Origin of the sequence: Staphylococcus condimenti (genome assembly GCF_001618885.1) — a bacterium.
Taxonomy (GTDB): domain Bacteria; phylum Bacillota; class Bacilli; order Staphylococcales; family Staphylococcaceae; genus Staphylococcus; species Staphylococcus condimenti.
Window position 1 is genome coordinate 593847 of record NZ_CP015114.1, and the last position, 22509, is coordinate 616355.

At 33.8% G+C, this 22509-nt stretch carries 17 protein-coding genes and 1 pseudogene; 2 read left to right on the plus strand and 16 right to left on the minus strand.

Annotated features, from left to right (window positions below):
* Nucleotides 1-14: 14 nt before the first annotated feature.
* The 16 genes and pseudogenes from pyrH to A4G25_RS03040 all read right to left on the minus strand — a co-directional run bounded on the left by pyrH (nucleotide 15) and on the right by A4G25_RS03040 (nucleotide 17537).
* The gene (gene pyrH, locus A4G25_RS02965) at nucleotides 15-737 is read right to left on the minus strand and encodes a UMP kinase (protein ID WP_015900143.1); all 723 of its coding nucleotides are present in this window, start codon (nucleotides 735-737) and stop codon (nucleotides 15-17) included.
* Between the two features lie 134 nt (nucleotides 738-871).
* Nucleotides 872-1753 carry a translation elongation factor Ts gene (gene tsf, locus A4G25_RS02970; RefSeq protein WP_047131242.1) on the minus strand — a complete coding sequence of 294 codons (882 nt, stop codon included), beginning with the start codon at nucleotides 1751-1753 and terminating at the stop codon, nucleotides 872-874.
* 237 nt (nucleotides 1754-1990) lie between these two features.
* Nucleotides 1991-2773 carry a 30S ribosomal protein S2 gene (rpsB, locus tag A4G25_RS02975; protein WP_047131243.1) on the minus strand — a complete coding sequence of 261 codons (783 nt, stop codon included), beginning with the start codon at nucleotides 2771-2773 and terminating at the stop codon, nucleotides 1991-1993.
* 184 nt (nucleotides 2774-2957) lie between these two features.
* Complete coding sequence (gene codY / locus A4G25_RS02980; RefSeq protein WP_047131244.1) at nucleotides 2958-3731, minus strand: GTP-sensing pleiotropic transcriptional regulator CodY; 774 nt, start codon at nucleotides 3729-3731, stop codon at nucleotides 2958-2960.
* A gap of 32 nt (nucleotides 3732-3763) precedes the next feature.
* Nucleotides 3764-5170, minus strand: coding sequence for an ATP-dependent protease ATPase subunit HslU (hslU, locus tag A4G25_RS02985; RefSeq protein WP_047131245.1), 1407 nt, complete (start codon nucleotides 5168-5170; stop codon nucleotides 3764-3766).
* An 84-nt stretch (nucleotides 5171-5254) separates the two neighbouring features.
* Nucleotides 5255-5794, minus strand: a complete 540-nt coding sequence (gene hslV, locus A4G25_RS02990) for an ATP-dependent protease subunit HslV (protein WP_047131246.1) — start codon at nucleotides 5792-5794, stop codon at nucleotides 5255-5257.
* A 2-nt stretch (nucleotides 5795-5796) separates the two neighbouring features.
* Nucleotides 5797-6687 carry a tyrosine recombinase XerC gene (gene xerC, locus A4G25_RS02995; protein ID WP_047131247.1) on the minus strand — a complete coding sequence of 297 codons (891 nt, stop codon included), beginning with the start codon at nucleotides 6685-6687 and terminating at the stop codon, nucleotides 5797-5799.
* A gap of 122 nt (nucleotides 6688-6809) precedes the next feature.
* Nucleotides 6810-8119: pseudogene (gene trmFO, locus A4G25_RS03000) on the minus strand (FADH(2)-oxidizing methylenetetrahydrofolate--tRNA-(uracil(54)-C(5))-methyltransferase TrmFO).
* 84 nt (nucleotides 8120-8203) lie between these two features.
* The gene (gene topA, locus A4G25_RS03005; RefSeq protein ID WP_174531729.1) at nucleotides 8204-10279 is read right to left on the minus strand and encodes a type I DNA topoisomerase; all 2076 of its coding nucleotides are present in this window, start codon (nucleotides 10277-10279) and stop codon (nucleotides 8204-8206) included.
* Between the two features lie 662 nt (nucleotides 10280-10941).
* Nucleotides 10942-11856 carry a succinate--CoA ligase subunit alpha gene (gene sucD, locus A4G25_RS03010; protein WP_047131250.1) on the minus strand — a complete coding sequence of 305 codons (915 nt, stop codon included), beginning with the start codon at nucleotides 11854-11856 and terminating at the stop codon, nucleotides 10942-10944.
* 20 nt (nucleotides 11857-11876) lie between these two features.
* Complete coding sequence (sucC, locus tag A4G25_RS03015; protein WP_047131251.1) at nucleotides 11877-13043, minus strand: ADP-forming succinate--CoA ligase subunit beta; 1167 nt, start codon at nucleotides 13041-13043, stop codon at nucleotides 11877-11879.
* 203 nt (nucleotides 13044-13246) lie between these two features.
* A complete protein-coding gene (locus A4G25_RS03020) occupies nucleotides 13247-14032 on the minus strand; it encodes a ribonuclease HII (protein ID WP_047131252.1) in 786 nt (261 codons plus the stop codon).
* On the minus strand, nucleotides 14032-14901 hold the full coding sequence (gene ylqF / locus A4G25_RS03025) for a ribosome biogenesis GTPase YlqF (protein ID WP_047131253.1): 870 nt from the start codon (nucleotides 14899-14901) through the stop codon (nucleotides 14032-14034). Before ylqF ends, A4G25_RS03020 begins: the two co-directional genes overlap by 1 nt.
* Nucleotides 14902-15031: 130 nt before the next feature.
* On the minus strand, nucleotides 15032-15817 hold the full coding sequence (gene phnX / locus A4G25_RS03030; RefSeq protein ID WP_047131254.1) for a phosphonoacetaldehyde hydrolase: 786 nt from the start codon (nucleotides 15815-15817) through the stop codon (nucleotides 15032-15034).
* Nucleotides 15818-16067: 250 nt separating this feature from the next.
* On the minus strand, nucleotides 16068-16472 hold the full coding sequence (locus A4G25_RS03035; protein WP_232011924.1) for a GyrI-like domain-containing protein: 405 nt from the start codon (nucleotides 16470-16472) through the stop codon (nucleotides 16068-16070).
* A gap of 207 nt (nucleotides 16473-16679) precedes the next feature.
* The gene (locus A4G25_RS03040) at nucleotides 16680-17537 is read right to left on the minus strand and encodes an ABC transporter substrate-binding protein (protein ID WP_047131255.1); all 858 of its coding nucleotides are present in this window, start codon (nucleotides 17535-17537) and stop codon (nucleotides 16680-16682) included.
* A gap of 256 nt (nucleotides 17538-17793) precedes the next feature.
* On the opposite strand from A4G25_RS03040, the gene A4G25_RS03045 reads away from it, so the two are divergent.
* Both A4G25_RS03045 and A4G25_RS03050 read left to right on the plus strand, forming a co-directional pair.
* Nucleotides 17794-20406 (plus strand): YfhO family protein, encoded by a 2613-nt coding sequence (locus tag A4G25_RS03045; protein ID WP_047131256.1) that lies wholly within the window; start codon nucleotides 17794-17796, stop codon nucleotides 20404-20406.
* Nucleotides 20407-20803: 397 nt separating this feature from the next.
* Nucleotides 20804-22435 carry a hypothetical protein gene (locus A4G25_RS03050; RefSeq protein WP_047131257.1) on the plus strand — a complete coding sequence of 544 codons (1632 nt, stop codon included), beginning with the start codon at nucleotides 20804-20806 and terminating at the stop codon, nucleotides 22433-22435.
* The last annotated feature ends 74 nt before the right edge of the window (nucleotides 22436-22509 follow it).

The window sequence follows — 22509 nt, forward strand, 5'->3', positions numbered from 1 at the left end:
ATTACACCTCAAATTTATTTTGTAATTGTAGTACCGATTTTTTCGCCCTTAACAGCACGTTTAATATTTCCCTCTTCAGTAATAGAGAACACATTCAATGGAATGTTATTATCCATACAGAATGATGCTGCAGTAGAGTCCATGATTTGAAGACCATCTTGAAGCATTTGGATATATGTTAAGTGCTCATATTTTTCTGCGTTTTTATCAACTTTAGGGTCTGCTGAATAAACGCCATCTACATTATTTTTACCCATTAGAATTACATCAGCTTCAACTTCAGCAGCTCTTAGAGCAGCTGTTGTATCTGTTGAGAAGTAAGGGTTGCCGATACCAGCCGCGAAAATTACAACACGTTTTTTCTCTAAATGTCTGATTGCACGACGTCTGATATATGGTTCTGCAACTTGTTTCATTTCGATTGAAGTTAAAACACGTGTATCGCAATCTAATTGTTCTAAGCTGTCTTGGAGTGCTAGAGCATTCATAACTGTAGCTAACATACCCATATAGTCTGCAGTACCACGGTCCATACCAAGATCACTACCTGTTTTACCTCTCCAGATATTTCCGCCGCCAACAATTACTGCAATTTCACAATCTAATTCAACAACTTCAGCAATTTGTTTTGCAACACTTTTAATAATAATTGGATTAATACCAAATCCCTTTTCTCCTGCAAGGGCTTCTCCACTTAGTTTCAAGACAACGCGATTATATTTAGAAGTTTCAGCCATTTTCCTATCCTCTCTATCGTAAAAATATGTAAGTGATACAAGTAAAGAAGACACAGAAGGTATGTCCGATACAAATGTGTTCATTTATATAGATATACAAGGTGTCTTCTTTCTTGTTCAACAACTTAGTAAAATTATTTCATTTGTCCTTTTACTTCATCAGCAAAGTTTTCTTCACGTTTTTCCATACCTTCGCCTACTTCATAACGAACAAAGTCAGTTAATTTACCGCCTTTAGATTTTAAGAACTGTTCTACAGTTACGTCTGGATCTTTAACGAAGTTTTGGTCAACTGCGCAAATTTCTTGTAAATATTTGCGTAAACGGCCTTCAACCATTTTTTCAACGATTTTTTCTGGTTTACCTTCATTTAAAGCTTGTTGTTTTAAAACTTCTTTTTCGTGAGCAATTTCGTCTTGGCTTACTTGTTCAGAAGAAACATATTTAGGGTTGATAGCAGCGATGTGCATAGCAACATCTTTAGCAGCTTCTTCGTCAGTAGTACCTTCAACTACTGCTAACACACCAATACGTCCGCCCATGTGCAAGTAAGCACCAAAAGCATCATTGTCGCCTTTAGATCTGATTGCAAAACGACGCAAGCTTAATTTTTCTCCGATAGTTGAGATTGCTTTATTGATACGTTCTTTAACAGTTTCGCCTGAAGACATTTTAGTTTCCATTAAAGCATCAACAGATTCTGGTTTAGTTTCAAGAATATGTTTCGCAAGTTCTTTTACTAATTCTTGGAAACCTTCGTTACGCGCAACAAAGTCAGTTTCAGCATTGATTTCAACGATAACTGCATCGTTTCCGTCAACTTCAACATGAGTCATACCTTCAGCAGCAATACGATCTGCTTTTTTAGCAGCTTTTGCAATACCTTTTTCACGTAGGTAGTCGATTGCTTTTTCGATGTCACCATCAGTTGCTTCAAGCGCTTTTTTACAATCCATCATACCTGCGCCAGTTCTTTCGCGTAATTCTTTAACTAATTTAGCTGTAACTTGTGCCATTCATTTTTCCTCCATTTATATAACGTAATAATCATTTCAAATACAGTATATCAGTTCTTAATATGAATATAACTCTATTTGCCTTGCATTAAACTTACAATATCTGATTATTCATTTATTTTATTACAACTTCATACACAAAGTAATATTTGTGTTTTGAAGTTCATTTTTTATTAATATTCTTTTTAAAAAAAGGTGATAAGCTTTTAATATCTTATCACCCTTTTTGAATTATTCTTAGTTTGATTCAACAGAAGTTTCTTTAACTTCTTCTACTTCAACAACTTCATCTTCATTTAAGTCGATGTTTTGTTCAGCAGCTACTTCTTCATTTGAAACACCTTGTTGACCTTCTAAGACTGCATCTGCCATTTTACCAGTTAATAATTTAACGGCACGGATTGCATCGTCGTTTGCTGGAATAACGTAATCAATTTCATCTGGATCGCAGTTAGTATCAACGATACCTACGATTGGGATGCGTAATTTACGTGCTTCAGCAATAGCGTTGCGCTCTTTACGAGGATCAACTACGAATAATGCTTGAGGCATTGATTTCATATCACGAATACCGCCTAAGAATTTGATTAAACGGTCGTATTCTTTTTTGATTTCAACTACTTCTTTTTTAGGTAATACTTCGAATAAACCGTCTTCTTCCATTTTTTCAATTTCAGAAATACGTTTTACACGTTTAGAGATTGTTTTATAGTTAGTCAAGATTCCGCCTAACCATCTTTGGTTAACGTAGAATTGACCAGCACGTTCTGCTTCATTTTTAATAGATTCTTGTGCTTGTTTTTTAGTACCTACGAATAAGACTTTACCGCCGTCTTCAGATACTTGTTTAAGGAAGTTGTACGCTTCGTCAACTTTTTTCACTGTTTTTTGTAAGTCGATGATATAGATACCATTTCTTTCAGTGAAAATATATTTTTTCATTTTTGGGTTCCAACGGCGTGTTTGGTGACCGAAGTGAACACCTGCTTCTAGCAATTGTTTCATTGAAATTACTGCCATGATTAAAATCCTCCAATTTGGTTATTTTCCTCCACAAAAAGCTCGTATAAAAACGACGAAATTAACATCGCACCCTTTATACTTTAGCTTTTCATGTGCGTTATCGGCTCTTTAGCCGTCATTAAATATAACATATTTCATTTTATAAAGCAATAATGAAAACTAAGTGTTACAAAATAAATGATTAGTTAGATTTTTCCAATTCATCTAAGAATTGTTCTTTTTTAACTTTAATGAAAGTACCTTTCATTCCTAATGAACGAGATTCAATTACACCAGCACTTTCTAATTTACGTAATGCGTTTACAATAACTGAACGTGTGATGCCTACGCGATCAGCAACTTTAGATGCAATTAATAAGCCTTCTTTTCCGCCAAGTTCTTCGAAAATATGCTCAATAGCTTCTCTTTCCGAGTATGATAATGAGTTGATAGCCATGTTGATAGCTGCTTTATCACGAGCTTCTTGTTCAACTTCGCTATGTTTTTCACGTAAAATTTCCATACCTAAAACTGTGGCTGCATATTCACCTAATACTAAATCATTGTCAGTGAAATCATCAGATACACGTCCTAATACAAGTGTACCTAATCTTTCTCCGCCGCCTAGTACTGGGAAAATAGTAGTTTTGCTGTCGATGAATGTGTCTCTGTTTTCAGGAGGAAAAACAGATAAGTCATCATCGATACCAATATTAGAAACTGTTTGTTTAACGTCCATTAATTTATCAGTATATTCGCTTGGAATATGACGATCTTCTAGCATTTGGTTGATACGGCTGCTTTTTAACAATTCGTTTAAGCTATGACCTAAAATTTTACCTCTACGTGATACGATAAACACGTTTGTAACAGTAACCTCACTAATTTTGCGCGCAACATCTTTAAAGTCTACTGCAATACCTTTATGTTTTTGCAACAGTGTATTTAATTCTCTTGTTTTTGAAAGTAAACTCATTTTTCTTCTCCTTTTATATTTATAATTATAAGTTATAAGATAAATGCACTTAAATCTTTATTAGTTGAAATAGATTTCAATTTATCATCTACATACTGAGCAGTAATATCAACTACTGCGTTCGGCATGCCAGGCGCTTCATATGATAGATCTTCAAGCATTTTTTCTAAAATCGTATGCAAGCGTCTTGCACCGATGTTATCTGTATCTTGGTTAACTTGATAAGCAATTTCTGCTAATCGAGTAATTGCTTCATCTGTAAAGTTCACAGTAACTTCTTCAGTTTGCAACAACGCTTCATATTGTTTAATTAATGATAATTTCGGTTCTTTAAGAATATTCACAAAATCATCAACTGATAAACTATCTAATTCTACTCTGATTGGGAAACGTCCTTGCAATTCTGGAATTAAGTCGCTCGGTTTTGACACATGGAATGCACCTGCTCCGATAAACAACATATGTTCAGTATTGACACTGCCATATTTTGTTTGCACAACACTACCTTCAACAATTGGCAAGATATCTCTTTGCACACCTTGTCTTGAAACATCTTGTCCGCCGCCTTGGTTGTTGCTTGCTACTTTATCTATTTCGTCAATAAAGATAATTCCCATTTGTTCAGCTAATTCTAATGCTTCTTGATTGGCTGTTTCATGATCGATTAATTCATCAGCATATTCGTCAGCTAAGATTTTACGCGCTGTTTTAACAGGTACTTCACGTTCTACTTTTTTCTTAGGCATTAATTGATTCATCATATCTTGAACTTGCTGATTTTGATTCGTACCGAGCATTCCCAAAGCACCAGGGTCTTGTTCTACTTTGATACGTACTTTTTCTTCTTCTAATTGACCATTTTGAAGTTGACGTCTAATTTCTGAACGTTTTGTTTTAATATCTTCAGTTGGTGGTTCTTCATCTTCTTCATCATTATTTCCGAAGTTCGGCATCATACCGCCAAAAAGAGATTCAAACGGATTACCTGCATTTTGATTTGCTTTCTTTTTCAAACTCGGTACAAGTAATTTAACTAATTTTTCATTAGCTTTTTTAACCGCTTCATCTTTCACTTTATCTTTTCTGTCTTCTTTTACAAGTCTTACTGCAACGTCTACTAAATCACGTACCATACTTTCAACGTCTCTTCCAACATAACCCACTTCAGTGAATTTTGTTGCTTCCACCTTAATAAAAGGTGCACCGACAATTTTAGCCATTCTGCGAGCTATTTCAGTTTTACCTACACCAGTAGGACCGATCATTAATATATTCTTTGGAACAATTTCTTGTTTCATTTCTTCATCTAACTGACTGCGACGATATCTGTTTCTCAAAGCAATGGCTACTTTTTTCTTTGCATCATTTTGTCCGACAATGTATTCATTCAACTGAGATACAATATCTTTAGGGGTAAGCTTGATAGCACTAGCATCCATCCGTCGATCAACCTCCAATATTTCAAATTTACTCATTTCCATATTTCAGGAAAAATATTGTTGTTTATATTCCAAAAAGAATACTTATAATTCTTCGACAATAATGTTGTCATTTGTGAAGACACAAATTTCTGAAGCGACTTTTAAACTTGCATATGCAATATCTTTTGCTGACATTTCTGTATGACGTTTCAATGCACGTCCGGCACTTAAAGCGTAGTTGCCGCCAGAACCGATTGCAATTAAATCATCATCTGGTGAAATTACTTCACCTGTACCGCTGACAACAAGAATAGAGTTTTTATCCATTACAATTAACATCGCTTCAAGCTGGCGTAATTGTTTGTCACCTCTCCACTCTTGAGCAAGTTCTACTGCTGCACGTTCTAAATTACCGCTGAATTCTTGCAACTTAGTTTCGAATTTTTCGAAAAGTGTAAATGCATCTGCCACACTTCCAGCAAACCCAGCTAATACTTTACCGTTATATAATCTACGAACTTTACGCGCTGTCTGCTTCATAATCACTTGTTGGCCAAGAGTTACCTGACCATCGCCTGCCATTGCAGCATGGCCATTTTGTCTAACAGCAAATATTGTTGTCGCATGAATAGAGTTATTCATTATTATTTCTCCTTTTTAGCTCGAGGATGTGCATTTAAATAAACTTTACGCAGTTGCTGGTTTGAAACATGCGTATATCGACCAGTGGTTGATAAATTGACGTGACCGAGAAGAGATTGGACTGTTCGCAAATCAGCGCCTTCATTCAACATATGTGTTGCAAATGTATGACGCAATTTATGAGGATGTATATCTGTTACTCCTGCTGTCCGCTTCACTATGTCATTCAAAACATATCTCACACCTCGTTCAGTAATTGGACGGCCATTCATATTTACTAATAAATAGTCATGACTTACATTCTGAATAGGCGGAAATAGTTCAAGATAACGTTCAATACTCTCTCTGCACATATTTCCAAATGGTATAAATCGTTCCTTATTACCTTTACCCAGCACTTTAACACCAGGTGAATTTAAATCTAGATCCTCTAACTTGATGTTCACTAATTCTGAAACCCGAATGCCAGTTCCGTACAACAATTCTAAAATCACACGGTCACGCAAACCTTTATGACCGTCTGCTTCTACAGTTTCAAATAAAGCGCTCATTTCTTCTTCGTAGAAAAAATGAGGCAGATATTGTTCTTTCTTGGGATGTACAAGTTGAACAAAAGGATTAACAACTGTATCGTCTTGTGTCATCCAAAACTCATAGAAAGAACGTAACGTAGAAATTTTACGGGAAACTGTAGTTCTTTTCAAGCCTTTTGAATATAAAAATGACAAATAATTTCTTGCGTCTTTATATTCAAAAGATTTTAATTTTAAATGCTCGTGTTCTAAAAATGCATTAAATTGAACTAAATCATCGTGGTAAGACTTTAAAGTATGCTTAGAAAAAAATCGTTCTACTTTTAACATGTATAAAAAAGACTCTTGGATTTTATTCAATAAAAACCCCTCCATCATTTGCATTGTAGCATATGGACAGAGGGAGCTGCAGTGATTTAAGTCTCGAAATCGCAAACGTTTTCTAAACACAAATCTTATTTTATCAAAATATTCATAATTTATCACAAAGTTTGCTTAAAATTCTCTAAATACGTCAATGCGCGATTGGCTTGCTGCTCATAACGTTCTTTTTTATCTTTAATTCTTTTTTCTAATGATGGCACTAAACCAAAATTCGCATTCATAGGTTGGAAGTTCTTATTATTATTCGCATGAGAGATATAATATGCCATACTGCCAATCATTGTTTCACGAGGAAAAACGACTTCAGCTTTATCTTGTAACTTATGAGCCACATTAATACCGGCAACTAACCCGCTTGCTGCACTTTCAACATAACCTTCTACACCTGTCATTTGACCTGCAAAGTATAAATGATCATTTCCTTTAAGTTGGTAAGTCTCTGACAATACATCAGGAGAATTAATAAATGTATTACGGTGCATCACACCATAACGTACAATATCTACATTTTCCAAACCAGGAATTAATCGGATGACTTCTTTTTGTGCACCCCATTTTAAATGTGTCTGGAATCCGACAATATTGTAAAGTGTACCTGCTGCATCATCTTGGCGTAATTGAACAACCGCAAAAGGACGTTTGCCTGTTTTTGGATCTTCGAGTCCGACTGGTTTCATAGGTCCGAATAATAATGTTTTGCGTCCGCGTTCTGCCATTACTTCAAACGGCATACAACCTTCGAAATACTTTTCTTTTCGAATTCATTAACGGGTGCTGCTTCAGCTTCTAAAACTGCATCATAAAAGCGGTCGAATTCTTCTTCAGTCATCGGGCAGTTTAAATACGCTGCTTCGCCTTTATCATAACGAGATTTTAAATATACTTTGTCCATATCAATGGATTCTTTTTCAATAATAGGCGCTGCTGCATCGTAGAAATACAGTTGATCTTCACCCGTAATTTCTACAATTTCTTTTGCTAATCCTTCAGTTGTCAATGGACCTGTAGCAATGATGGTATAACCTTCAGGAATAGATTCGATTTCTTCATTGATAACATTTACATTAGGATGTGATTTCAATGTATCTGTAATATAACCGGCAAAATCATGACGGTCTACAGCTAGCGCTCCGCCTGCTGGTACACGTGCAGCATCTGCTGCTTTAATAACCAATGAGTCTAAACGGCGCATTTCTTCTTTTAACACACCCACTGCATTTGTAAGCGAATTACCGCGTAATGAATTAGAACATACAAGTTCTGCAAATTTATCCGTATGATGTGCAGGTGTTTGTTTAACAGGACGCATTTCAATCAAATTGACTTTGATACCGCGCTGTGCAAGCTGATAAGCTGCTTCAGATCCTGCCAATCCAGCTCCAACTACATTAACTACTGTCTCTGCCATAAATAAATCCTCCTCATTCAGATGAAAAGAGGCAGGACGTCAGCAGTATCGACTTTTGTGTCCAACCTCTTGCATCTTAACATTCTATTTTTGAACTTCTTCTTTATAATCACAATTTGAACAAATAACTTGGCTTGATCGACCTTTTTTACGTTCAACAAGATAATGATCACATTTCGGACAGCTTCTGCCGACTGGTTTATCCCATGAGATAAAGTCACATTCTGGATAATTTGAACAGCCATAGAAAACTCTTCCTTTTTTAGATTTACGTTCTACAACTTGACCATCATCACATTTAGGACATTTTACTCCGATTTCCTTCACGATTGCTTTTGTATTTCGACAATCAGGAAAATTAGAACAAGCCATAAATTTACCGTAACGGCCCATTTTGATAACCATAGGTGAACCGCATTCTTCACAATCTTCACCTGCAGGTTCATCTTTAATTTCAATTTTTTCCATTTCTTGTTCTGCACGTTCAACATCTTTTTCAAAACCGCCATAGAAATTGCCGACAACTTCTCTCCATTTAATGTCACCTTCTGCGATTTTGTCTAATAATGTTTCCATATTGACTGTAAAGTCAACATCGATAATTTCTGGGAAGTATTCTTTAACTTGTTCATGTACGATTTCACCTAGTTCAGTAGGTACAAATCTTTTACTTTCCATTTTGACATAATTACGTTTTTGAATTGTATCTAATGTCGGTGCATAAGTTGAAGGTCGGCCGATTTTCAATTCTTCTAATGTTTTAACTAAACGTGCTTCAGTGAATCTTGGTGGTGGTTGTGTGAAGTGTTGAGTAGGTTCAATATCTGTTGCGGTTACTTTTTCACCTTCGGCAATTACCGGCAACTTACTGTTTTTCTCTTCTTCTTCATCCTTAGATTCTACATATAACGTCATAAAGCCTTTAAATTTAATCGTTTGTCCATTAGCTCGGAATTTAACATCATTTTGTTCAATATCCATTGCTACAGTATCTAAAACTGCAGGTGCCATTTGGCTTGCAACAAAACGATCCCAAATCAATTTATATAAACGATATTGATCTCTAGTTAAGAATTCTTTCATTTCAGCTGGTGTACGTAAAGTTTTAGTTGGACGGATAGCTTCATGGGCATCTTGATCCCCTTGCTTTCCAGCAGCTGCTTTACGTTGAGATATATAATCTTTTCCATATTTTTCAGTAATGAATTCTTTTGTTTCAGCTTTTGCTCCAGCTGAAATACGTGTTGAGTCTGTACGCATATAGGTAATCAAACCAACAGTACCTTGTTTCTTCAAATCAATACCTTCATATAGTTGTTGTGCAATCATCATTGTTTTTCTAGCTTTAAAGTTCAATTTTCTTGAAGCTTCTTGTTGCAATGTAGATGTTGTAAATGGATTAGCTGGATAACGTTTCTTTTCTTTTTTAGTCACTTTAGTGACTTCAAATTCGTTGCCATCTAATTGATCTGTAATGAATTTAACATCATCTTTATTGTTTAATTTATATGGTTTGTTTTTATAATGTAAGAATTTGGCACTGAACGTTGATTTTTTATATCTGAAATTACCTTCTATTTTCCAGTATTCTTCTGGTTTGAAGTTTCTGATTTCATTTTCACGATCAATGATAAGACGTAAAGCAACTGATTGAACACGACCAGCAGAAAGACCTTTTTTAACTTTCTTCCATAGAACTGGAGAAATGTTATATCCCACAAGTCTGTCTACAATACGGCGTGCTTGCTGTGCATCTACCAAGTTCAATTCTATTCCTCTTGGTGTTTTAAAACTTTCTTTTATTGCATCCTTTGTAATTTCATTAAATACTACACGGTTCTTTGCATTTTCATCTAAATCTAATATATTCGCCAAGTGCCATGCAATCGCTTCTCCTTCACGGTCGGGGTCACTTGCTAAAAAGATTTTCTTTGCTTTTTTAGCATGTCTTTTTAATTCTTTAACGACCGGTCCTTTGCCGCGAATGGTAATATATTTGGGTTCAAAATCATCTTCAACATCAACGCCCATTTGGCTTCTTGGCAAATCTCTGACATGCCCCATTGATGCGATAACTTTATATCGTTTCCCTAAATATTTTTCAATTGTTTTAGCTTTTGCAGGCGACTCAACTATGACTAAATTATCAGCCAAAGTGATTCCCCCTTGCATCGATTAATTATCATCCTTGTTACAAAGGTAAATGATAAACGGTTTATTTTACATTTGTCAATATTTTAATTTAAAACCAATTGATTTTAATGTTACTTTTTTGTCAGAAAAAGACCTTTTAAACCTAAAACAAATCGTTCATCATCGTCACTTTTTTGTATTATTCTCAATTTGTTATAAAACCCTTCAACATTTCATTCATAATTTTAAATAAACAAAACAGATTGCTTTTTTAGTAATACTTCATTAGCTTTTATTGATAAAAGCTCTTATTTAAAAAAACAAAGGTGGATGCTTACCTATATTCAGCTGGCATAATAAGTTTATTTATTCTTCAATTGTCAAAGTATTGTCGTTTTTTTAAAAGCTAATATAAATTTGAAGCTTCGGTCAGATATTTTAAGCATTACCTTGAATAGATCATGATTTTTCTCTTCATATTAAAATGGTTGAAATAAAACCATCGATGTTTATGTATCTTTTTACGAAATTCCGCTTTAAATTGAGTGTCGAGTTTCTACTATTATATACATATAGCCAAAACCCTTTATAACCTATAAGAATACTCGACTTAAACAATAAAAAAGCACAGATTTGCACTATTCAGTACAAACCTATGCTTTATTGTTAATAATAATGTGATTTAAAAATTAAGAATCTTTCTTAACTGTTAATAATTCTTCATAGATACCAGCTTCTTTAGCCGCTTCAATTAAAGTTGAACCGATTTCAGAAGGCGTATCTGCTGTTTTCACACCGTTTTCATTAAGTGTTTTGATTTTTTCTTTTGCAGTACCTTTACCGCCAGAAATAATCGCACCAGCGTGTCCCATACGTTTACCTGGAGGAGCTGTTTGACCTCCGATAAATCCAACTACTGGTTTAGTCATATTTTTATTAATCCATTCAGCCGCTTCTTCTTCAGCAGTACCGCCGATTTCACCAATCATGACAACTGCTTTAGTTTCTGGATCTTTGTTGAACGCATCTAATACATCGATGAAGTTAGTACCATTGACAGGGTCACCGCCGATACCAACAGCTGATGATTGACCGATGCCTTCTTCAGTTAATTGATGTACTGCTTCATAAGTTAAAGTACCAGAACGAGATACTACGCCCACATGGCCTCTTTTATGGATATAACCAGGCATAATTCCGATTTTACAGTCGTCAGGAGAAATAACACCTGGGCAGTTAGGTCCGATTAAACGAGTGTTTTTATCTTCTAAATAACGAACAACTTTAACCATATCTAAAACAGGAATGTGCTCAGTAATACAGATTGCTAAATCTAAATCAGCATCTGCACATTCTAAAATTGCATCTGCAGCAAATGGTGCTGGAACATAAATTACTGAAACATTTGCACCAGTTTCTTCTTTCGCTTCTTCTACTGTATTAAATACAGGTACACCTTCTACAACTTGTCCACCTTTACCAGGCGTTACACCTGCAACGATTTGAGTACCATACTCAAGCATTTGTTTTGTATGGAAAAGGGCTGTAGACCCAGTGATACCTTGCACGATTACTTTTGTATTCTTATCTACATATACGCTCATCTTAGTCTCTCATCCTTTCCTTAGACTTCTTTGACAAGTTTTACAATTTTTTGAGCACCTTCAGCCATTGTCGCTGCTGGCTCAATTGCTAAACCTGAATCTTTTAAGATTTGTTTACCGAGTTCAACATTAGTACCTTCAAGACGTACAACTAAAGGTAATGTTAAGTCGACTTCTTTAACTGCTGCTACGATACCTTCAGCGATAATATCACAACGCATGATACCACCGAAGATGTTTACAAAGATACCTTTAACATTGTCATCACCTAAGATGATTTTGAATGCTTCAGTAACTTTTTCTTTCGTAGCGCCGCCCCCTACGTCTAAGAAGTTTGCAGGATTTCCGCCAAAATGATTGATTGTATCCATAGTTGCCATAGCTAAACCAGCACCATTAACCATACAGCCAATGTCGCCTTCTAAAGCAATGTAAGATAAATCATATTTAGAAGCTTCGATTTCTTTTGGATCTTCTTCTTCTAAATCACGTAATTCTAGAATATCTTTGTGTCTGAATAAAGCGTTATCGTCGAAGTTGATTTTAGCATCTAATGCTAAAACATCGCCTTCACCAGTTAATACTAATGGGTTAATTTCAACGATTGAGCAATCTTCTTCAATAAACACATTGTATAAAGCCATTAAGAATTTAGCGGCTTTATTAATTGATTCTTTTGGAATATTGATATTGAAAGCAATACGACGCGCTTGGAATGGCGCTAAACCAATTACAGGGTCGATTGTTTCTTTGAAGATTTTTTCTGGTGTTTTTGCTGCTACTTCTTCAATTTCAGTACCGCCTTCTTCAGATGCCATCAAAGTAACACGATCTGTTGCACGGTCAATAACGAAGCCAACATAATATTCTTTTTTAATATCTGCGCCTTCTTCGATGTATAAACGTTTAACTTCTTTACCTTCAGGGCCAGTTTGGTGAGTTACAAGCTGTTTCCCTAGTAATTCATTAGCATAAGTTTCCACTTCAGATAATGACTTAGCGATTTTAACGCCGCCAGCTTTACCTCTACCCCCAGCGTGGATTTGTGCTTTAACAACATAAACATCAGTGTCTAATTCTTTAGCTTTTTCTACTGCTTCTTCAGCAGTGAATGCTACACGTCCTTCTGGAACGGGAACGCCCATTGAACGAAAGATTTCTTTTCCTTGATACTCGTGGATATTCATTCTCCATCCTCCTGTTTCTTAGGTTAAGTACATTGTTAATTATAGAAAATGTAAGCGCTATTGTAAACTGAAAGAGGCTCTTTTGTCAATTTTGTTAATATTTCAATAGAAGTACCAAAGCCAGCCTCATAAGAGTTTGTTACTATTTGAAACAGTTTCCATAATTGATAATAAATTACACAAAGTTGCACAACATTTTTATCTTAAATGTCTAATTTTTCTTGAACAATAGATTTAATCGGTTCAAAAGATTTTCTATGTTCCGGAATGATTCCGTAATGTTTTATTCCTTCTAAATGTGCTTTAGTACCATAACCCACATTATGTTCAAAATCATAACCCGGATATTGTTCGGCTAATTTTCGCATAAAAGCATCTCGATTTTCTTTAGCTAAAATACTTGCTGCTGCAATTGAAACACTTTTAGCATCGCCTTTAATAATTGAAGTTTGCGCTGTATCTAATGGTAATTCCATCGCATCAATCAATAAATGCGTAGGCGTAACAGATAGATTTTCAATAGCACGCATCATCGCAACTTGTGTGGCTTGGTAAATATTCAAATCATCAATTTCTTCAGGTGTTGCAACTCCATACGCATAGGCAGTTGTCCCTTTTATTAAAGCTTCAGCTAATTTTTGACGATTAACAGCGCTCACTTTTTTAGAATCATCTAGTCCGTAGTAAGCATGACCAGCATTTAAAACGACAGCACAAGCAACAACAGGACCTGCAAGCGGTCCACGCCCTACTTCATCAATACCGCATATTACAGCTTCAGGATTTTCGCTTAATATATCTTCTTCGTATTGCATCATTTCTTTATAATGTGTGACAAGTGCTGCTTCTTTTTCTAACTGTTTTCGGCGACTGGCAATGGCTTGTTGTACACCTTTACGCTCATCCTCATTCCATTCTGATGCATCTAGGGTTTTTAAATCCTGTATTTCTTTTAATAACGCTTTTACTTCCTTAATAGAATGTGTCATTATTTAACTTCGTCTGCCATTTCTTTATAAATATCAAAACTATGTGTACCTAATTTTCCATTACGAATGTCATTAATAATCAATTCAATAACCGCTTCATAATCCACTTCATTTCCGCGTTGCAAAGCACCTCGTCTGCGACCAATTGCATCAAACCATTCCATGTTCTCTGCATCAGCATCAACATCTACATTAAAATTCTTCTGCAATGCTTCGACATCATGTTCTTTGAAGAAGTCTAAACCATAAATAGCAACATCATCTAAATGGACGATACTATCTTTGATTGCACCTGTTAGGCTTAATTTTTTACCCACAGTCTGATCTTCAAATTTCGGCCAAAGAATTCCCGGTGTATCTAATAACTGTAATGATTTACCTACTTTAATCCATTGCTGTTGTTTTGTAACACCCGGTGTATTACCTGTTTTCGCAATTGCTTTATTTGCTAACTTATTAATTAAAGTTGATTTGCCGACATTAGGAATCCCTACTATCATGGCCCGGATTGCGCGCAGTTTTAATCCTTTGGCTTTGTCACGTTCAAATTTTTCTTTTGTCGCTTCAATTGCTGCTTGCTCCACTTGTTTAAGGCCTTTGCCGTGCTTAGCATCTACTGCAACAGGATAATAACCTTTACTTCTGAAATAATCTTCCCATTTGGAGATTTCACTTAAATTCGCCATATCTTTTTTATTTAAAATAACCACACGCGGCTTATTTTGAATCACTTCATCAATCATTGGATTACGAGAACTATAAGGAATGCGTGCATCTACTAATTCAAATACCACATCCACTTTCTTTAATTGTTCCGACACTTCACGTTTGGCTTTTGCCATGTGTCCTGGATACCATTGTATAACCATCATTCATCACCTTTCAGTATTACTTTATTGATCCTTTCAGATTCTCTTAATTATACTATATTTCTTTTTTGTTGAAAAAATTAATAAATCCGCATAAACACCTTAAGAGATGTATGCGGAAAGTTTTCACTTAGTTATTTATTTCTTCAATTAATCCTGGCAATTCTTCAATGCTGTAAATAATATAATCTGCACCATTAGCTTCAAATTTTTCTTTCACTTTCGTACCGATTTCTACTCTTTTGTCTTCAGAAAGTTTTCGCCAATCCTCTTCATTATATCCAGCAATCGAACTCCCTTTTATTACGCCCACCGTAATGACACCTGAGTTAACACCTTCTTGTATATCAGACACCGTGTCTCCGACTTTTAAAACATGTTTAACACTTTGAAGTTCTAAATCTTCCATATTCTTAAATATCATATACGGATAAGGTCTCCCGAATCCTCCAACCATATCAGCAGTTACGACATTATCTGGTTGATAACCTTGTAACGCTGCATTAGGTTTTACGACTTCCATCATTTCTTTTGTATAGCCCGTTGTAGAACCTACTTTAATGCCTTTAGCTTTCAGCCAATTTGCCGTATCCACAGCACCTTGAATAGGTGTGGTAAAGTTTTCTAATGTTTTCATCAACTGGTCTTCAAACTTCTCATAAAGTTGATCAATATCCGTTTCAGTTGCTTTCTCACCATATTTTTCTTCCCAAAGCGATTGAATTCTCGGCATTTCTAACATGGCTTGAATATGATCTCGTTTCAGCATACCCATAGGCTCTCTCGCCTCTTGAATCGTTACATCTAACCCTGCATCTTTAAAAATATCAATGAAAACATGAACAGGCGCAAAACAACCAAAATCAATCATCGTACCTGCCCAATCAAAAATGACACCTTCTATTTTATTTAACATGAAATCAATCCCTTTCTAGAAGTGTATTTAGGTTCTTTTTCTATTTTTTTACTCTTTTACCCTTAGTCGCTCTATTAAACGAAAGAAACCTTATAATACAAAAACATATAAATCATATTAACCAAATTTTAAATAAATGATATGCTTTGCGGCTAAAGATATACCTATAGACTAATAGATCAACTAAAAATACAGTCTAATTTAAAAAGGTGTGCTCAAAATTGAAAGCACACCTTTTATCATTTATTTATTATTTTTCAATTGGTACCCATACTTGCGCTACATAATCATCAGCTTGTGTATTTCCATGCGGATATAATTCTATGCCTGGCGCGTCACGGTGTTTATAGCCTAAGTCAGACAAAAAGTTAGGATTATAAAGTTGTTCTGTTGTTTTCTGCAAAGCATAAGGTACTGGACCTACTGCATCTGCAACAATATAATCCCCTTCAGGCAAAGTGTAAGGATGTAGATCAACTACTGACTTTTTATCAGATGTTACCGCAATCAAATAATTCATCCCACTTTCTGTAGGTATGACTACACCTAAAAAACCTTGTAATTTATCATTACTTAGCGCTTTTAATTCTTCTGGTTTATCTGAATTATTGAATGCTTCCCACGCTTTTGGCAAACCTTGTTGTGCATCTTGCATTGTGGCATATTTACTTAATACACCTATATATGCTTAATTTCGTATTCCATATTAATCGCCTCTCATTGTACTTGATTGTAATATTATAAATTACCCTAATTGCTTAATACTTTAACTTTTTTAATAGAAAAAAAGTAAAGCTGAAGATTTTTTCTAGAAATCCTCAGCTTTACTTTCAACTCGTTCTTAATTTAAGAAGGCTTTAATTTATCCCTCTTTAAAATTAACGATTTCATCAATAATATATTCAGCTGCAATTAGTCCTCGAGTTTTTGCCCATAACTCACGATTTACAATGTGAATACGATTATTTTTCTTCGCATTAATTGTATTATACACTTCTGATTGACGTAATTTTTCTAATGCTGGTTCATCTTCTTTATCTACCATTAAAATCAATCGTTCTGGGTTCAACTCTAATAATTGTTCATCTGTTACTTTAAGATAAGGTCCATTTTTATACTCTGGATATTTGTTAGAGTCTGCTTGTGTGATCGCAGCTTTAAATCCTAGACGTTTTAAAAACTGTCCTACAAAACTGTTAGAATCATGTCCAACAATAAAATCATCAGTAACCACTGCGGCTAAAGTTGATAAATTAGTATCGATTGTGACCTTTTCATCGATTTGATTAATTTTTTGTTGGAAAATCGCTACATAACGTTTCGCTAATTGTTCTTTAGAAACTGCTTTGCCAATCGTTTCAAAGATTTTCAAACTTTCTTTGTAATTACCTTCAAAACTTTCTAATAGAATTGTAGGCGCTATTTTTTGTAAATCTCTATAAATTTCATGATGACGTTGACCATCAGCAATAATTAATTGAGGCTCTGCATCTTTGATTCTTTCTAAGTCTGGGTTACTTCTATGCCCTACTGAGATATAGTCCCCCACTTTATCTCTCATTGCTTCAAATAGATTTTCTTTGCTGCCGTCATCGGCAATCGCAGCTGGTTTAATGCCCAATGCGAGTAAATCATCAACAAATGAAAACTCCAGAGCTGCCACTCTGTCTACATTGTCTGCAATTTTTGTAATACCAGCCTCATTTTTTACTTCAACCATCTTATTAATTACCTCCTTAAAATCCCTCTATAATAGTATACCCATTGAAACTTTAATCATTCCTGATTAAAGATATTCAAAATACTCCGACGATTGGGTCGTTAGACCATATATATATTAACACTTTTTTAATAATCAAATGATACATTTGAGATGAAAATTTGTTAATACTTAATTTAAAATGGGTATATTGAATTATCAAATATTGCATATAGAAATATACATACATATAAATTAATTTCAGGAGCGACTTTAGATGAAATCATCCTTAAGTAATAAACTTATACGTTTCCTAAAAATTACTGGAGTAAGTATTGTACTCATGTTAATTTTCTTTCTTCCCGCGTTTAATGCTGTATTTAGACACCATTTTGTTTATAGCGGAGAAGGAGACGGCTTCAGACAAATGATGCCATTTCAAATGTATTTGTATAATCATATTACAAATCTTTCCAGCTTTTATGATGTTTCATTTGGGCTGGGCGGCGATTATATGAAAGATTTAGCTTATTACTATTCTACTTCGCCACTCACATATATTAATTTCTTTTTTGTTTGGATTGCAGAACACGCGTTAAATATGAATCCGCATACGATTGAATTTTGGCCAGGTAATCAACTATTCTTTTCAATTTTTAAAGCCTGTCTTACTTTTATCGCTGCCTATTATCTAATGCGCTATTATCCTTTGAAAAGATATACTGCTATCATCGCTAGTATGCTTTACGCAGCTTCTAATGTAATGTTCTATTTTAATTTCACTTGGTCTTTTTATGGTGATGTTTTAATTTATTTTCCAATCACCTTGCTTGGAGTAGAAAAATTATTTCGAGAGCGAAAAGCTGGTACGCTTATTTTCGGTCTAGCACTTACACTAATGTCTAATTTCTACTTCAGCTATTATGAAGCAATAATCATTAGTGCGTATTTCATCTACAGAACTATCTTCACATACAAAAAAGATATTATGACACGATGGCAAAAAATTTATATAACAATTACTTCGTTAGTAATTAGTTTACTTATAAGTATATGGGGTTTCACAAGCGGTGTTACTTCTTTCTTACAAAACGATCGCAAACAAAATCCGATTGTTTATCCTTTTTTTGTAGATTTATTTGATACACAAAAACAAACATTTTTATCTGGATTTCATATCGTTTTATCATTATTAGTCATCATTGCATTATTGCAATTTAAATTATACAAGTATTATTATTTCCGTTTATTTGCGATTATGACTTGGGTTTTCTTAATTGGTTCTTTCACGAATGGCTTTGACAGCTTTTTCAACGGAATGTCAATTCCGCAAAGACGCTGGGTTTATATCTTGGCATTAAGTGCTGCTATTATCACCGCCTTAATGATTCAACATTTATCTGAACTATCAATAACATCTTTACTGACTGCAAGCATTCCGGCAATTTGTATTTTTCTTTATTCTTATCATTTTGCATTGGGTAAATGGCATTGGTGGATGAGCACAGTACTTATTTTTATTGTAGTTTTGGCAATCGTTATTTTATTAAAAGGACGTCAGAATCTTTGGCTGAAAATTTTATTAGTAGGTTTGTTTATCCTTCAACAACTTTGGTTGTCTTGGGATTATAACAACAACATATTATTTCAATATCAAACAGACCAAAAACAAGTGACTAAATATGACTATTTCAGCCATCCTTTAAATAAAAAAATAAAAGAGATACAAAAGAAAAACAACAATGATTTAATGCGTATAGATTATATGAGTATATTCGGTTTAAATTCCCCCTTAATATACGGATATAATGGTATATCACTTTACTCTAGTATTTTTGATGGCAATATACTGAAATATTATGATAAAACAATGCAGATTAACATGCCTGTCGATAAAAATAGCACATATCGCTTATTCAATAATCGTGCAAATGTGATGGCATTATGGAATGTTACTGATCGTTTTAAAATGGGATCTGATATGAATATGCCATATGGCTTTAAATTTCAAGATAAAGTTAAAGATGGTAAGGATGGCAATTTCTTACATTCATCTAACCAAATTGATTATCCAAGCGCTCATATCACTACCAAAACATATAATATGAAAAATCTTAAGTCACCTTTAGATCGAGAACAAGCAATGTTGCAAGGTGTTGTTTGGGATGGCGATAAAAAAGGCAATTCTAAATTTAAAAACAATCCCAACTTGCTTAATGACGCATCAACTCATTTATATCATGCTAAACAACTTGATAAGAATCATATCAAAGTCACAAAAAATCGGGGTGGCTTGACATTACAACTACCACCATCTATTGCCAATAAATATAAAGATATGTATGTAGAAATGGATGTTGAACGGTTATCACCATCCGGTGAACATTATGTTAAAGTGAATGAATACCAACAAAAGCGTAATAGACTAGATTATAAATATAGACGCTTTGTAAGTCCTGTCACGATGAGAGTTAAAGCCTCTCCTGAACTTAAAATTCAACTCGCAAAAGGAAAGTATCGACTTTCCGTAAAAGGAATATATGGAGAGGACTATCAAACACTTAAGCAAGCAGCACATGAAGTAACTCCAGTAAAAGTTAAAAAAGTAAACAGTGGGCTAGATATTACTAAACCAAAATCTGCACATGGTTATTTAGTGCTGCCAACAGCCTATCGTAATGGGTTATATGCAGAAATAAATGGTAAGAAATACGACGTTAAGAAAGCAAATGGAATTATGAGCGTTGTTCCTGTTAAAAGTGGTCAAACACATATTGCAGTAAAATATGAACAACCATTTTTCAAAACACTTTTGGTCATTACTTTAATTGGTATTATTACCGCTATAATCTGGTGTCGGTGGTTAAATAGAAAACATCTTAAAAATTAATTGTTTTAAATAAATCGATGGAGATACAAACATTCTCTCCATCGATTTTTTATTCGTTTTTACTGCTTTTATAATTTTGTGTTGTAATATGAGCAGAATCCCATTAATAAAAATATTTTTTAAAATTTTTCAAAATTCTATATACAAACGCCCACCTTCTCATTATAATATGCTTATCAATCTAAATTTTCATTTTAATTAAATGAAGACAGATTGTTTAAAAAGTTGAGTCATACCATTATTCTTATTTGATATCATGAACTTCAAAAAACCTTCATCATATCTTACTACTTAAAACCATTTCAATCAGATAGTAATACCATCACTTATCAACTTCCATATCAATTACCTTTTCACATGAACATATCGTTAAGACAACTAGAAACGAGGTATTTTTTTGAACAAATCAAATCATTTTAAATCAAAATCAGATTTACTTAATTTAATAAAGCAACTAGACCACAAGAAGTCATTGCATATATCTGAAAACTTATCTTTTAAAGAATTATTTCAACAATTCATCGGACTATTAAATGAACACGAAAAAAGGATTATTGAACAAACTCTATTAACAAACCTTCCTTTTGTACTTATTGAACGACCTCTATTCCAACAACTTACTCATTTACATGAAACTGACTATTTCATTCCTCTTGGTAAGAATCGTTATTTCATCTCTCCTTATTTTTTAAATAACTATAATCATTTTATCTTGAATGATAAATTTCAAAGAATTCCTGATTTAAATAACAATATTTATAAAAACATTGGTTATTATGCATTAGCTGAAACACATCGCAGAAAATATGAAACTGTCACTTTAGCCGATTGTTTAAATCATAATTTTAGTGACAAAGAGCTATTTTTTATTACAAAAATATTGAAAATTGAAACCTCTAAACAAATAAGCAGGAAAGAAAACTGCCGACTTATTGCACACGAATTTTTAAAAGATTTTTATATACTTGAGAAACTTTTTGAAATGATTCCATCTATCAAAATTTTATTTTGTCTTATGGTACTTGAAGATAGAAACAGCTATTTAGGTGCTACAGAAGAGAATCAATCTCTCGCAACATTTATGATTTTCAAAAATTCAATGTACGAAATTTTATACCTCCCAAAAGATGCCTTTCTACACCTCAAAAATTATTTCAATTCAAAAAGCATCAATCCAGCAACTATATTAGAAAGTTCAATCCACAATTATTCAGCGGAATTTATGTCTGCTGAAGAAGAAACCAAGCTTCTAAAAGCTTTGATTTGTGATGAATTGAGAGAAAGTGATGAAGATAAATTAATAGAGGCATTATGTAATGATCATTTATATTATGATTTATTTAATTGTAAGGATGATAGTGAGGATCAAAAGTTTCAATTTTATGATGCTTTACTTCAGTTGTATGGATTTGTTCCTTTAAAAATTGTGAAATTATTGCATAATAAATATTTTGATGAAACAAAATCAATCTTTGAAATTAAGAAAGAAATCAAATTTTTCTTTAAAGATATTGAGTATGAAACATTAGATGAAGGCTATTTTGTTAAACCCATCTTACAAGATGCATATTCTATGTTAAGTGAAATTTACCATGATGTTCCATATTATCTGCCTGAATCATTAAATGAACTGATTGTTTATAATTCAAAATCTTCGTATATTAATCAATTGGAAATTCAAGACAGTATCAACTTTTTAAAAAAACACCTTCATATCCCTCATGAATTGGAGAAAAACCCAACACCTCTCATAAAATTACTAATTATTGAAGAATTGATTATTCCATGTATAAAAACATTACCTTTTGAAAATGATATACAAGACACCATTAAAGATTGGAAAATTCAAGGCTTGTTTAAAAATACTTCACTTCAAAACCTTAATAAGCATGCTTTAAATCTTTATCGCAATTTACGATTATGGACTCTGAGAGGACATACTATTTCAGAATATGAGCACATGCGACAAACAAATCCAAATCCTGAGAAGCCTACAAAAATCATAGAGATAGATTCTTTTAAAAAATAAACTGTTACTAAATTCAATTTAAAATACAAAGAGATGGGACATTATTGTTCTGAAACCCCGAAAAATAGAGCCAC

Bases quoted from the DNA above. Each gene is read 5' to 3' on its own strand.
- pyrH (WP_015900143.1), bottom strand. From the start codon at position 737: ATGGCTGAAACTTCTAAATATAATCGCGTTGTCTTGAAACTAAGTGGA.
- tsf (WP_047131242.1), bottom strand. From the start codon at position 1,753: ATGGCACAAGTTACAGCTAAATTAGTTAAAGAATTACGCGAAAGAACT.
- rpsB (WP_047131243.1), bottom strand. From the start codon at position 2,773: ATGGCAGTAATTTCAATGAAACAATTGCTAGAAGCAGGTGTTCACTTC.
- codY (WP_047131244.1), bottom strand. From the start codon at position 3,731: ATGAGTTTACTTTCAAAAACAAGAGAATTAAATACACTGTTGCAAAAA.
- hslU (WP_047131245.1), bottom strand. From the start codon at position 5,170: ATGGATGCTAGTGCTATCAAGCTTACCCCTAAAGATATTGTATCTCAG.
- hslV (WP_047131246.1), bottom strand. From the start codon at position 5,794: ATGAATAACTCTATTCATGCGACAACAATATTTGCTGTTAGACAAAAT.
- sucD (WP_047131250.1), bottom strand. From the start codon at position 11,856: ATGAGCGTATATGTAGATAAGAATACAAAAGTAATCGTGCAAGGTATC.
- sucC (WP_047131251.1), bottom strand. From the start codon at position 13,043: ATGAATATCCACGAGTATCAAGGAAAAGAAATCTTTCGTTCAATGGGC.
- A4G25_RS03020 (WP_047131252.1), bottom strand. From the start codon at position 14,032: ATGACACATTCTATTAAGGAAGTAAAAGCGTTATTAAAAGAAATACAG.
- ylqF (WP_047131253.1), bottom strand. From the start codon at position 14,901: ATGGTTATACAATGGTATCCAGGACACATGGCAAAAGCCAAACGTGAA.
- phnX (WP_047131254.1), bottom strand. From the start codon at position 15,817: ATGTTAAATAAAATAGAAGGTGTCATTTTTGATTGGGCAGGTACGATG.
- A4G25_RS03035 (WP_232011924.1), bottom strand. From the start codon at position 16,472: ATGCAAGATGCACAACAAGGTTTGCCAAAAGCGTGGGAAGCATTCAAT.
- A4G25_RS03040 (WP_047131255.1), bottom strand. From the start codon at position 17,537: ATGGTTGAAGTAAAAAATGAGGCTGGTATTACAAAAATTGCAGACAAT.
- A4G25_RS03045 (WP_047131256.1), top strand. From the start codon at position 17,794: ATGAAATCATCCTTAAGTAATAAACTTATACGTTTCCTAAAAATTACT.